5 protein-coding genes are annotated in these 13888 nt (G+C 74.1%); all 5 read right to left on the reverse strand.

Annotated features, from left to right (window positions below; translation table 11 throughout):
- Positions 1-13 precede the first annotated feature (13 nt).
- From TR46_RS29690 to TR46_RS45165, 5 genes are read right to left on the reverse strand one after another with little or no spacing between them, the layout of a single operon-like run.
- Positions 14-1159: an acyl-CoA dehydrogenase family protein gene (locus TR46_RS29690; protein WP_084719049.1), complete on the reverse strand. Its 1146-nt coding sequence runs from the start codon at positions 1157-1159 to the stop codon at positions 14-16.
- On the reverse strand, positions 1152-1442 hold the full coding sequence (locus TR46_RS29695) for a methoxymalonate biosynthesis protein (protein ID WP_042407422.1): 291 nt from the start codon (positions 1440-1442) through the stop codon (positions 1152-1154). The genes TR46_RS29690 and TR46_RS29695 overlap by 8 nt, the downstream gene beginning before the upstream one ends.
- Positions 1439-2305 (reverse strand): 3-hydroxyacyl-CoA dehydrogenase family protein, encoded by an 867-nt coding sequence (locus TR46_RS29700; RefSeq protein WP_042407424.1) that lies wholly within the window; start codon positions 2303-2305, stop codon positions 1439-1441. The genes TR46_RS29695 and TR46_RS29700 overlap by 4 nt, the downstream gene beginning before the upstream one ends.
- A gap of 28 nt (positions 2306-2333) precedes the next feature.
- On the reverse strand, positions 2334-8906 hold the full coding sequence (locus TR46_RS45160) for a type I polyketide synthase (RefSeq protein ID WP_052433192.1): 6573 nt from the start codon (positions 8904-8906) through the stop codon (positions 2334-2336).
- Positions 8907-8946: 40 nt separating this feature from the next.
- Positions 8947-13866: a type I polyketide synthase gene (locus tag TR46_RS45165; RefSeq protein ID WP_201776461.1), complete on the reverse strand. Its 4920-nt coding sequence runs from the start codon at positions 13864-13866 to the stop codon at positions 8947-8949.
- Positions 13867-13888: the final 22 nt, after the last annotated feature.

Below are 13888 nucleotides of genomic sequence, written 5' to 3' on the forward strand. Positions count from 1 at the left end.
GCTCGTGTCGGAACTACCGGCTGGCCAGGGCGTGTTCGGCCAGGATGAGCTGGCACATCTCGTTGCTGCCCTCGATGATCTCCATCAGCTTGGCGTCGCGGTAAGCACGGGCGACCACATGCCCGTCCATCGCCCCGGCCGAGCCGAGGACCTGGACGGCGGCGGCGGCGCTGTGCGCGGCCTGCCCGGCGCTGACGTGCTTGGCCAGCACGGTCGCCATCACCATCTCGGGCGCGAAGGACTGCCAGGCCGCACTGGCGTGTTCGCAGACGCGGGTCGAGACCTGTTCCGCGACCAGGAGTTCGGCGAGGTGACGGGCCACCAGTTGGTGCTCGCCGATCGGCTTGCCGAACTGCTGGCGGTGCCGGGCGTGCTCGGTGGCCGCCTTGAGGCAGGCCCGGACGATCCCGGTGCAGCCCCAGGCGACCGAGATCCGGCCGTAGGAGAGGGCGGTGGTGAAGAGCATCGACAGGTCCTGGCCGCCACCGCCGAGCAGGTGGTCGGCCGGGAGCCGGACGTCGTTCAGCCGGATGTTCCAGTGCCCGGCGGCGCGGCAGCCGAGCACCGGCGTGGTGATCGGGACCAGCTCCACCCCGGGGGCCGAGGCGGGGACGACGACCACGCCGGCCTCCTCACCCTGGCGGCCGAGGATCAACAGGTGGTCGGCGTACCGGGCTCCGGTCACCCACTTCTTCTCACCGGTGACGACCACGCTGTCACCGTCGCGCCGGATCCGGGTCTGCATCGCGGCCAGGTCGCTTCCGGCGCCGGGCTCGCTGAAGCCCACGGCGGCCAGCTGACCACTGGTCAGTTCGCCCAGACAGGCGCGCCGTTGCGCCCGGTCCCCGAAGCGGGAGACCATCCAGGCGGCCATCCCGTGCGAGGTCATGATGGAGCGGGTGGAGCTGCACAGACTGCCGACGTAGGCGGTGAGTTCGCCGTTCTGCCCGCTGTCCAGGCCGAGGCCCCCCAGCGGGGCGGGGACCTCGGCGCAGAGCAGGCCCCGGGCGCCGAGTTTGCGCAGCAGGTCCACCGGCAGCTCGCCTTCCAGGTCCCACTGCTCGGCCTGGTCACCGATGAGCTCACCGATCAGGGAGCGCTCGTCGTCCAGCACGCGCGTCGGCGGCACTGGGTCCGGCACTCGGTCCGGCTCAGGCATCGGCGGCCACGCCGTCCTCGGTCAGGCGCAGCACCAGCGCCGCCATCGCCCGGGCCGTTCGGAAGTTGTCGAGCTTCAGCTCGGGCCCGATGATCGCGAGGTCGTAGGTCGACTCCAGGTGGACGACCAGTTGCATGGCGAACATCGAGGAGACCAGGCCGGAGGCGAAGATGTCGTCGTCGGCCTTGATCCCGGTCTTGATCTTCTCGGTGAGGTAGCCGGTCAGCGCGCTCTCGACGGCCTCGGCCGTCAGCGGAGTCGTCTCGGTGGTCCGGTCGGTCATGATGCCAACTTTCGGTAGTCGTAGAATCCTTCGCCGGTCTTCCGGCCGAACTTGCCCGCGTCCACCAGGTCCAGCAGGTGGTCGCAGGGCCGGCACGCGGTGTCGCCGGTCCGTTCGTAGAGCACGTTGAGGGAGTCGACCAGGTTGTCCAGGCCGATCAGGTCGGCCGTCCGCAGCGGCCCGGTCGCATGGCCGAGGCAGCCTTCCAGCAGGCCGTCGACCACCTCGACCGGGGCGACGCCGTCCTGGACCAGCCTGGCCGCGCTGTTGATCAGCGGGTGAAGCAGCTGATTGATCACAAATCCGGGGGCGTCGTTCACCACCAGGCCGGTGCGGCCCAGGGTCTCCAGCAGATGGTTGACGGCCGTCATGGTGGCGTCGCTGGTGCGCGGACCGCGGATCACCTCGACCATGGTGATCATGTAGGCGGGGTTCATGAAGTGCACGCCGACCAGTTCCTCGGCACGGGCCGCCGCAGACGCCAACTCGTCGATCGGGATGCACGAGGTGTTGGAGATCAGCAGGGTCCCGGGCCGGACGATCCGGGAGACCTCGCCGATCACCTCGGCCTTGGTGTCCGCGATCTCGGTGACGGCCTCGATCACGGTCGTGGCGTCGGCCGTGTCCGCCGTCGACAGGCTGGTGAGCAGCTTCGCGGGCGTGCGGTCGGCCGGCAGTCTGCCCATCAGCTGGGCGTGCCGCAGCTTGAAGGCGATCGTCTCCTCCGCCTGGGCCAGCAGCTCCTCGCTGACGTCGACCAGGACGACGGGGACGCCGTGGCCGATCGCCAGGGCGGCGATGTTCGTGCCCATCACCCCGCCGCCCACGACGGCCAGGCGGTGATCGCTCGGATCGGTGCTCATGCTTCGACTCCTTGAGGACGGTTGCGGTTCACAGCTCGGTCAGCCACTGGTCGATCGCGGCCGCGGTGGTGTCCACGTGCTCGCCCAGCATCGAGAAGTGGTCTCCGGGCACCTCGGCGGCCGTGGAGCGGCTGGAGAAGACCCAGGACGACATCTGGGCGGTGGGTTCCAGCGCCCCCGGGATCGGGTCGGTGGCCCAGAGCTGCAGCGTCGGGACGGCCGACTCGCCGATCTCCTGCCAGTCGAACAGGAAGTAGTGCGCCATCGCGGTCAGCCAGGCGTCGTCGTCGATGTCATGGGAGTTGTGGTCGAGAGCCACGTCGAGGAAGCCGGACCAGTGGAAGCCGGCGAGTCCCTTCTTCGGTGGCGGGAAGGTGTCGAGGAGGACCAGAGCGGCCGGAGGCCGGCCGGTGTCCTCCAGGTGCCGGGCGAGAGCGTGGGCCACCAGTCCGCCGCTGGAATGCCCCAGCAGGACGAGGGGGACCTGCCCCTGGGACCGGCCCAGGATGTCGGCGTGCACCCGGACGAGGTCCGCCAGGCTCGCGGGGAGGGGCTCCCCTTGCCGGAATCCGGGCTCGGAGAGCACCGACACCGGTCGGATGCCCTGGAACCGCCCTGCCAGCCGGCCGTACTCCTGGGGGCCGGAACGGCCGAAGAACGAGGGCAGGCAGACCATCCCGGACGGCGCCGGCCCCCGCGAGACCGCCATCGGTCGCGGGAGGCCGGCGAGGTCCCCCGCGTCCGAGAACATCGGCCGGAACGTCGCGAGCCGGGTGATCAGCGCCATGGCCTCCTCCGCCCGGCCCGCCACGGCCGCCTGGCGGTACAGGACGCCCAGCGGCAGCCCCGAGACGGCGTCGTCCCCGCGGCCGGTTCCGGGCTCGGAGGAGAGGACGTAGCGGTACTCGTCGGGCCGGTCGACGCCGGCCGGCTCGAACCTCCGGAGCAGGTGCCCGGCCAGCGCGGTGACCGTCGGGTAGTCGAACACCACCGTGCTCGCCAGGCGCACCCCGCCAGCCGCGCCGAGCCGGTTGCGCAGTTCCACGGCGGTCAGCGAGTCGAACCCGAGTTCGCTGAACGAGCGCAGCGGGTCCACCCGTTCGGCCGAACCGAATCCGAGGACGGTGGCCACCTCGGCGCGCACATGGTCGATCACCAGCTCGGCGCGCCGCTCCGGCGGCAGCGCACGCAGCCGCTCGGCCAGCGCGGCGCCGGACACGGCCCCGGCGGCGATGCGGCGGGCCGGTCGCACCACGCCTGCCAGCATCGGCGGCACATCGACGGCGGACCCCGGCGGGGCGGTCAGCAAGGGGACGAGCAGGGCCGCGCCGTCCCGTAGCGCGGCGTCCAGCGCGGCCTTGCCGGTGTCCTCGGTGAACGGCACCACCCCGCCACGGCGCATCCGGCTGATGTCGGCCGCGGAGAGCCCACTGGTCATGCCGAAGCTGGTGCTCCACGGCCCCCAGGCCAGCGAGGTGCCCGGCCGGCCGGCCGCACGCCGCCGCTGGATCAGCGCGTCCAGCGCGGTGTTGGCGGCGGCGTAGTTGCCCTGCCCGGCGCTGCCCACTGTGCCGGAGATGGAGGAGAACACGATGAAGTGGCTCAGGTCCTGACCACGGGTCAGCTCGTCCAGCAGTTCGGCGCCGTGCAGCTTCGGCGCGAGCACCCGGTCCAGGCGCTCCGGAGTGAGCCCCTCGATGGTCGAGTCGTCCAGCACCCCGGCAGTGTGGATCACCGCGCCCAACTCGCCGGCCTCGTCGACGACCCGGGCGAGCGCCTCCCGGTCGGTCACGTCACAGGCCGCGATCCGCACCACGGCGCCGGCCTCCTCCAGCTGCCGCTGCAGCTCGGGCGCCGCACCCGAGCGGCTCAGCAGCACCAGCTCGCGCACTCCGTGCGCGGCCACCAGGTGCCGGGCCACCAACGAACCCAGCCCACCGGTCCCCCCGGTGATCAGCACCCGGCCGCTGACGGGCCGGGGCAGCCGCAGGACCACCCTGCCCGCCTGCGGGGCGTCCCGCAGGAAGCGGTACGCGTCCCGCACCCGCCCGGCCTCGAACACCGTCACCGGCACCGGGGCGACCGCCCCCGACCGGAACAGCTCCATGAGCTCGCCGAGCATGTCCCCGGTCCGCTCCGGGTCTGCTTCGACCACGTCGGACCCGGCGTGCCGCGCCGACTGCGCCGCGGTCAGGACCGCGAGCGGCACTGACGCCGCGTCAGTGAACGACCAGCCCTCCGGAACAGCTGCCAGCAGTCGCGCGTCGGCCACCGCCGACGAGCCCAGCGCAGCCGGGAACATTCCCAACACCCGTTCCCCGAGCGCGAATCCTTCGACTCCGGGACCCACCTCGGTGACCACGCCGGCGCCTTCCCGCCCCAGCGGCGCGGGCTCGTCCCGATCCGCGTCCGGCGCGCCGCGCACATCCCGTACGTCCATCCCGGCGGCCCGGACCTCGATGCGCACCTGCCCGGCGGCCAGGGGCCCCGGCCGCTCGGCGGGCAGCAGCCGGACGTCCTGCACCGATCCGGGGCCCCCGTAGCAGGCCCGCCACTCCCCCTCCGGGACGACGAAATCGGCGGAGAGCCGGGCCAGCGCCGGCGTCCAGCACCGGCCGCCGCGCAGCGCCAGCTGCGGCACACCGGCCGCCACCGCCGTCGGCCACACCGGCAGGGACGCCTCGTCGCAGTCGACCAGGGTGACCCGCCCCGGGTGCTCCGAGGCGAGGGTCCGCACCAGGCCCCACACCGCGGCGCCGGCCACGTCCACCGGGGCCGGACCACCGACGCGGGCGCCGTCGTCCGGCAGCACCGCGTCCCGGGTGACCACCACCAAATGGGTCGAGGCGAGCGACGCGTCGGCCAGCCACCGCTGCAGCTCACCCAGCACCCGCGCCAGCTGTTCCCCCGGCTCGCCGCCGGCCACGGTCAGCACCGCGAACGCGGGCGTCCCACCCGGCGGCGGCGCCGGCACCGTCAGTCCGAACGCGTCCGCGCCGAGCAGCACCCCGGTTGCCCGCGCGACCGCCTCGGCGGCCTCGGGCAGCTCCAGGGGGGTCCAGTCCAGCTCCAGCAGCGCACCGGAGCGGCCGACCGCCGCCGGGGCGAGCTGGTCCCGGTCGATCTCCCGGACGGTGACCCGCACGGCGGTGAGCACCGGGTTCCCGGCGGTGTCCACCACGGTCAGCCCGATCCCGCCGTCCAGGCCGCCCTCGCCCAGGCGGAGCCGGGCGCGGATCCGCCGGGCGCCGGTGGCCGCCAACCGGACGCCCTCCCACGCGAACGGCACCCGGCTGCCGCCCTGGGCGAGCAGGCCGATGCTCTGCAGCACCACGTCGAGCAGCGCCGGGTGCATCCCGAAGTCCTCGGCCGCGCCCGCCTCCTGGGGCAGCTCGGCCTCGACGAACACCTCACCGCGGTCCGGCGCTCCGCGCCAGGCGGCGACCAGGCCGCGGAAGGCCGGGCCGTAGTCGAAGCCGCCGAGGGCGAAGCCCTCGTAGAAGCCGGTGACGTCGATCGGCTCGGCGCCGGGCGGCGGCCATGCGGCGGCCCACTCCGTCGCGGCGGGCTCGGTGTCAGCGGAGGACACGGTGTCGCTGAGGACGCCGACGGCATGCTGAGTCCACTCGTCCGGACCGGCGTCCTCGGGGCTGGAGTGGATCCGCACCTCCCGGTCCCGGACCTCGACCTGGATGCGGATCCCGCCGCGCTCGGGCAGGAGCAGCGGGGCGGCCAGGGTCAGTTCCTCCAGCGCGTCGCAGCCGACCAGTTCGCCGGCCCGCAGCGCCAGTTCGACGAACCCGGTGCCGGGGAACAGCACCGCGCCGAGCACCGCATGGTCGGACAGCCACGGCTGGGTGTCCCGGGCCAGCCGCCCGGACAGCACCCACCCGCCGTCCGCCAGGCCCACCACCGCACCCAGCAGCGGATGGTCGGCGCGGGCCAGCCCGGCCGCGGACACATCGCCCACCCGCACGGTCGGGGCGGACGGCCAGTACCGCTCGCGCTGGAAGGCGTAGCAGGGCAGCTCCACCCGCCGCGGTTCGAGCCCGGTGAACGTCTCCGCCCAGTCGACGTCCACCCCGGACACCCACAGCCGTGCGGCCCCGGCCAGCACGGCGCGTACCTCGTCCTCGTCCCGGCCCAGCGGTGCCACGGTGACCGTCCGGTCGCCGGCGATCCCGGTCACCGCGCCGGAGAGCGCCGCTCCCGGCCCCACCTCCGCGATCGCGTCCATCCCGGCGTCGAGCAACGCGGTCACCCCGTCGGCGAACCGGACCGCCTCCCGCACCTGCCGCACCCAGTACTCCGGATCGGTCAACTCCTCGGTGCGGGCGAGCCGTCCGGTCAGCGTCGAGACCACGGGCAGCACCGGCCGGGCGTAGCTCAGTCGGCGCGCCACCGCGCCGAACTCCGTCAGCATCGGTTCCATCAGCGCCGAGTGGAACGCCCGGCTGACCCGCAACCGGCTGGTCCTGCCGGTCCAGGCGTCGGCGACCGCGAGCACCTCGGCCTCGGCCCCGGAGACCACCACCGCATCCGGGCCGTTCACCGCCGCGATCGACACGCCCTCGCTCAGAACTGCCCGGACCGCAGCCTCGGAGCCGTCCAGGGCGACCATCGCGCCGCCTTCGGGCAGCGCCCCCATCAACCGGGCCCGCGCCGCCACCGACCGGCAGGCGTCCTGCAGCGACCACACCCCGGCCAGATAGGCGGCGGTCAGCTCGCCGACGGAGTGGCCGGCCAGCATCTGCGGGCGGACCCCCCAGGACTCCAGCAGCCGGTACTGGGCCACCTCGAAGGCGAACAGCGCGGGCTGGGCGAACTCGGTCCGGTGCACCCGCTCGTCGGCCAGGGCCTCCCGCAGTTCCGGGCCGAATTCCGCGAGCACCTCGTCGAAGGCCGCCGCGAACACCGGGAACCGGGCGGCCAGCGCACGCCCCATCCCCGGGCGTTGCGCCCCCTGGCCGGAGAACACCGCCGCGACCCGTCGCTCGCCGCCGGCCCGACCGCGCAGCGGCGCGGCCCCGAGCAGTTCCGCCCGCGACCCGCCCACCACCACGGCGCGTTCGGCCAGCGGCGCCCGGGTGGTGGCCAGCGACCAGCCGACGTCGACGGGATCCCGGTCCACCCCGGACAGCCGGGCCAGGTTCTCGGTGACTGCGGCGGGCTCGGCACCGGACACGACCCAGGGCACCGGCAGGTCGGACTGTCGCGCCGGGAGCGGATCCGCCTCGGCCTCGGGCGCCTGCTCCACGATCACATGCGCGTTGGTCCCGCTGATCCCGAACGCGGACACCGCGGCGCGGCGGGGCCGGCCGGTCTCCGGCCACGGCCGGTGCTCGGTGGCCAGTTCCACCGCACCGGCCGACCAGTCCACGTGCGGGGTGCGCCGCTCGGCGTGCAGGGTGCGCGGGATCTCGCCGTGGCGCAGCGCCTCGATCATCTTGAGCACACCGGCCACGCCGGCGGCGGCCTGGGTGTGTCCGATGTTCGACTTGACCGAACCGAGGCGGACCGGCTCGGCGCGGTCGCCGCTGTAGCCGGCCAGCAGTGCCTGGGCCTCGATCGGGTCGCCCAGTGCGGTGCCGGTGCCGTGCGCCTCCACCACGTCGACGTCCGCAGCCCGCAGCCCGGCGTCGGCCAGCGCCCGGGCGATCACCCGCTGCTGGGAGGGGCCGTTGGGCGCGGTCAGTCCGTTGGACGCGCCGTCGGAGTTCACTGCGGTGCCGCGCACCACGGCCAGTACCCGGTGCCCGAGGCGTTGTGCGTCCGACAGCCGTTCGACCACCAGTACTCCGGCGCCCTCGCCCCAGCCGGTGCCGTCCGCCTCCTCGGCGAACGCCTTGCAGCGGCCGTCGGAGGCGAGTCCGCCCTGCCGCTGGAACTCCACGAACGCGCCCGGGGTGGACATCACGGTGACTCCGCCGACCAGCGCGAGCGAGCACTCGCCGGCGCGCAGTGCACGCGCCGCCAGGTGCAGCGCGACCAGCGATGAGGAGCACGCGGTGTCCACCGACACGGCCGGCCCCTCCAGGCCGAGTACGTAGGACACCCGGCCGGACAGCACCGAGGCGATGTTCCCGGTGGCGGCATGGCCCTCGGTGTCGGCGGCGTCGGTCGCCGCGCCGAGCAGCACCGGGTAGTCCTGGCCGTTCGTGCCCAGGTAGACGGCGGTGTCCGAACCGTGCAGCCGGGAGACGTCGAGGCCGGCGTGCTCCAGCGCTTCGTAGCAGCACTCCAGCGCCAGCCGCTGCTGCGGGTCCATCGCGAAGGCCTCGCGCGGCGAGATCCCGAAGAAGCCGGGGTCGAAACCGGCGGCGTCGTCCAGAAAGCCGCCCACCGGCAGCGGTCCCCACGCGGAGTACCCCTCCAGGTCCCAGCCCCGGTCAGCGGGGAAGTCGGTCATCGCGTCGACCCCGCCGGCCACCAGCTCCCACAGCGCGGCCGAGGAGTCCACGCCGCCCGGGAACCGGCAGGCCGTGCCGACGACGGCGATCGGCTCGCGCGCCTCGGCGCGCAGGTGGTCGAGCCGTTGCCGGGTGTCCTGAAGCTCGGCGGTGACCTTCTTCAGGTAGCCGAGCATCTTGTCGTCGGTCATGAAGTCCTCCTCGGGCGCGGACGCCGGCGGGTGCCACCGGTCACAGACCCAGCTGTGTGTCGATGAAGTCGTAGAGTTCGTCCGCGCCGGCGTCGGCCAGCTCTGCGGCTGCGGTCCGGGTACCGGTCTCGGCGCCCCGGGAGAGGACGCCGCGCAGCTGGTCCAGCAGGTGGTCGCGTTCTTTGGATCCGGCGGCCAGTCGGTTGAGGTCGTTCTCGATGCGGTCGATGGACTCCGCGAGCAGGACGAACCGGTCGACCGCCGGTGGAGCCAGCGCGGCACGCAGATGGGCGGCCAGCGCGGCGACAGTGGGATGGTCGTAGATCAACGTGGTGGGCAGCGCCAGCCCGGTGACGGCGGCGAGCGCGTTGCGGAACTCCACCGCGGTGAGCGAGTCGAAGCCCAGCTCCCGCAGCGGTGTCCGATCGCCGACCTGGTCGCCGTCCGAGTGGCCCAGCACCCTGGCCACCTGGCCCCGGACCAGGGCGCGCAGCCTGCGCTCCTGTTCCTCAGCGGGCAGCCCGGCCAACTCGGCGAGCGCCTGTCCGGCCCCCGGCGGTTCCGGGACCGGCCCGTTGACCGGGACGAGCGCGTGGACGTCGGACAGTTCCCGCAGCAGCGGGACCTGCCGCACATCGCCCAGCGCCGCGGAGATCTGGATCCAGTCGACGTCCATCACGGTCAGCGCGGTCTCGGCCTCCTCCATCGCCTGTCCCAGCACCTTCAGGGCTTGCAGGGGGTCCATGGCCCGCAGCAGCCCGCCGTCCAGCCGCTGCCTGACCGCCGCGCCGGACTCGGCCATGCCGCCGCCGGCCCACGGTCCCCAGGCCAGTGCGGTGGCGACCAGGCCACGTCCGCGCCGGTTCTCGGCCAGGGCGTCCAGGAAGGCGTTGGCCGCCGCGTAGTTGCCCTGCCCTCCGCCGCCCAGCGTCGCCGCTGCCGAGGAGAACAGCACGAACGCCGACAGGTCCAGACCCGCCGTCAGTTCGTCCAGATGGACCGCCGCAGCGGCCTTGGGCGCCAGCACCCCGGTCAGCCGCTCCGGGGTCAGCCGGTCCAGCACCCCGTCGTCCAGGACCCCAGCGGTGTGCATGACCCCGGTCAGCGCCGGCCCCTGCGCGGCGATCCAGCCGAGCAGCCCGGCCACCTCGCCCCGGCGGGCCACATCGGCGGCCAGGACCGCCACCGCCGTCCCCGCCTCGGCCGATCGCGCGACCAGCCGGGCGACACCGGCGGCAGCGGGTCCGGAGCGGCTGGTCAGCACCGTCCGGGCGGTGCCGCGCTCGGCGAGCCAGTCGGCCAGCTTCCTGCCGATCGCTCCGGTACCCCCGGTGACCAGCACCGTTCCCCGGGAGAACCGCTGCTCCACGACCGTTTCGCTTGAACCGGCCGGACGGCGGGCGCGCACCAGCCGCCGGCCCAGGATCCCGGTGGGCCTGACGGCCACCTGGTCCTCGGCGCGCCCGGCCAGCACGCCGACCAACCGGGTGGCGGCCCGCTCGTCCAGGACCGCCGGCAGGTCCACCAGCCCGCCCCAGCGGTCCGGATGCTCCAGGCCCACCACTCGTCCCAGACCCCACACCTGCGCCTGAACCGGACCGGCCGGCACCTCCTGGGCGCCCGCGGCCACCGCGCCCCGGGTCAGCAGCCACAGCGGGGCCGCGACACCGAGGTCGCCCAATGCCTGGACCAGGCCGGTCGAACCGGCCAACCCCACCGACACCTCGGGGAAGCCGGGCAGCGGGGACTCCTCCAGGGCCAGCAAGGACAGCACACCTGCGGGCGGGCCATCGGAAAGGGCGTCAGCGATCCGGGCCGCCAGCGCCTCGCGGGAGACGTCCGCGGCGTCGACCCGGACCACGACGGGCCGGGCACCCTGATCGGTCATCACCCGGACCATGGCGCCGGCCTGGTCCCGCCCGGCCATACCGGTCAGCACCAGCCAGGTTCCGGTGAGCGCGGCCGGCTCCGGATCCCGGACCGGTACCCAGGAGACCCGGTACCGCCAGTCCGCGACCGCGGATTCCTCCCGGTCCCGACGCCGCCATGACGCCAGCACCGGCAGCACCTCGCTGAACGGCTGCTCCCCGTCGACCTCCAGGGCGCCGGCCAGACCGGTGAGATCGCCGTGCTCGACGGCCGCCCAGAACTGCGCCTCCGCCTCCGTCCCGCCGCCCGTGTGACGCTGCCCGGCGGTCGCCGTCGTCGCGCCCTGCGGCCAGAACCGCTGGTGCTGGAACGCGTAGGTGGGCAGTTCGGTCCGGTTCCCCGGTGTCAGGACCGCCGACCAGTCCACCCGCACGCCCTGGACGTGCGCCCGGGCCAGCCCGGTCAGCGCCGCCTCGGCCGCCGGGAGGTCGGGGTTCAGCATCGGGATGAACCGCGCGCCCGGGTCGAGCACGGCCGCGCCCAGGGCCGACAGCGTCGCGTCCGGACCGATCTCGATGAACACCGAGACCCCCCGCGCGGCCATGGCAGTCACGGCGTCGGCGAACCGGACCGGCTGCCGGGCCTGAGCGGCCCAGTACCCGGCCTCCGGCTTCGCGACCAGTTCGCCGTGCAACGCCCCCACCCAGGGCACCTTCGGCACCGTGTACTCCAACTGCTCTGCGAGTCCGCCCAGTTCGTCCAGTACCGGATCCATCCGGGCCGAGTGGAAGGCATGGCTCACCCGCAGCCGGCGCACCCGTCGTCCCCGCTCCCGCCACATCTCCACGAACGCGTCGACGGCGGCGGCCTCACCCGAGACCACCACCGACTCCGGGCCGTTCACCGCCGCGAGCGAAACCTCCGGCACCCCTTCCAGGACGGCGGCCAACTCGGCCTCGCCGGCCCCGATGGCGGCCATCGCCCCGCCCTCCGGCAGCCCCTGCATCAGCCGGGCCCGAACCGCCACCAGTCGGCAGGCGTCCTGCAGACTCAGCACCCCGGCCGCGTGGGCGGCAGCGATCTCGCCGACCGAGTGACCGGCCACCAGATCCGGCACGATCCCGGCCGCCGCCAGCAGCGCGACCAGCCCGACCTCCACCGCGAACAGACCGGTCTGGGCGAACAGGGTCTGATCCGCGCGGTCCGCGTCCGCGTCGCTCGCGCCGAGGACGACGTCCCGGATCGGCTCTCCCAGCTCGGCCTCCAGCAGACCGGCCGCCTGGTCGAACGCCGCCGCGAAGACCGGCGACGCCGCATACAACTCACGTCCCATTCCCGCCCGTTGGGCACCCTGCCCGGCGAAGAGGAACCCGACCCGGCAGGGCCGGCCGGCCGGAGCCGCCCCGGCGACCACGCCTGCCGCCGGCTGGCCCGCGGCCAACGCCCGGACACCCGGGACCAGTTCGTCCAGGTGGGAACCCAGGACGACGGCCCGATGTCCGAACACCGACCGCGTCGTCGCCAGCGACCAGGCCAGGTCCACCGGATCCAGTCCAGCGCGCGCCTGGACCGAGGCCGCCAGCCGTGCGGCCTGTGCCGCCAGAGCGGCCTCGCTGTGCCCGGACAGCAGCCAGGCCGCAGGGACTCCCACCAGTACCCGGGGCGAGCGGTCCGACGGCGCGACGGGTTCGGCCTCGCCCTCGGCCCCGATCGGGGGTGCCTCTTCAATGATCACGTGGGCGTTGGTCCCGCTGATCCCGAACGCCGACACCCCCGCCCGCCGCGGGCTGCCGGTCGCCGGCCACGGCACTGCCTCGGCCAACAGCCGGACCTGGCCGCTGTCCCAGTCCACCTGCGGGGACGGCTCCTCGGCGTGCAGGGACTTCGGCAGCAGACCGTGCTGCAGCGCCAGCACCATCTTCACCACCCCGGCTGCCCCCGCCGCGGCCTGGGTGTGCGCGATGTTGGACTTCACCGACCCCAGCCACAACGGCCAGCCCTCCGGCCGGTCCTGACCGTACGTCGCCAGCAGCGCCTGCGCCTCGATCGGATCGCCCAGCGTCGTCCCGGTCCCGTGCGCCTCCACCACGTCCACCTCGGCCGGCGACAGCCGGCCGCTGTCCAGCGCGGCCCGGATCACCCGTTGCTGCGAGGGACCGTTGGGCGCCGACAGCCCGTTCGAGGCGCCGTCCTGATTCACCGCGCTGCCACGAACCACGGCCATCACTTGGTGCCCGTTCCGGCGCGCCTCGGACAGCCGCTCCACCACCAGGACGGCGGCTCCCTCGCCCCAGCCCGTGCCGTTCGCACCGGCCCCGAAGGACTTGCACCGCCCGTCGGAGGCCAGCCCCTGCTGCAGGGCGAACCCGACGAACGATCCCGGCGTCGCCATCACGGTCACCCCGCCGGCCAGCGCCAGCGTGCACTCCCCGGAGCGCAGTGACTGGATCGCGAGATGCAGCGCCACCAGCGAGGACGAGCACGCGGTGTCCACGGTGACGGCCGGCCCCTCCAGGCCCAGCGCATAGGACACCCGGCCCGAGATCACACTGGCCGCGGTCCCGGTGAGCAGGTATCCCTCCGAGCCGCTGCCCTCCAGGCCGGTGCCGTAGCCGAGGTAGCTGCCGCCGGCGAAGACCCCGGTCCGGCTGCCGTGCAGCGAACGGGGCTCGATCCCGGCCCGTTCCAGCGCCTCCCAGGAGGTCTCCAGCAGCAGCCGCTGCTGCGGATCCATCGCCAGTGCCTCACGCGGGCTGATCCCGAAGAAGGCCGGGTCGAAGTCAGCGGCGTCATGGATGAAGCCGCCCTGCGCGGCGGACGAGGTCGCGCCGTCCAGGCCCAGGGCGCCGAGCACGCCGCTGTCCCAGCCCCGGTCCCCCGGGAAGCCCGTCACCGCGTCCGTGCCCGAGACCAGCAGGTCCCAGAAGTCCTCCGGGCTGCGGACGCCTCCGGGGAAACGGCAGCCCATCCCCACGATCGCGACCGGCTCGTTCAGGGACGCCATGAAGCGCCTGTTCTGCCGCCGCAGGCGCTCGTTGTCGACCAGCGATCCCCGCAGCGCCGCAACCAGGTCTTGCGTATCCGATGCCACCGTGGGCTCCTGTTCAGTCGTT

This window comes from Streptacidiphilus carbonis (assembly GCF_000787775.1).
GTDB classification, from domain to species: Bacteria; Actinomycetota; Actinomycetes; order Streptomycetales; family Streptomycetaceae; genus Streptacidiphilus; species Streptacidiphilus carbonis.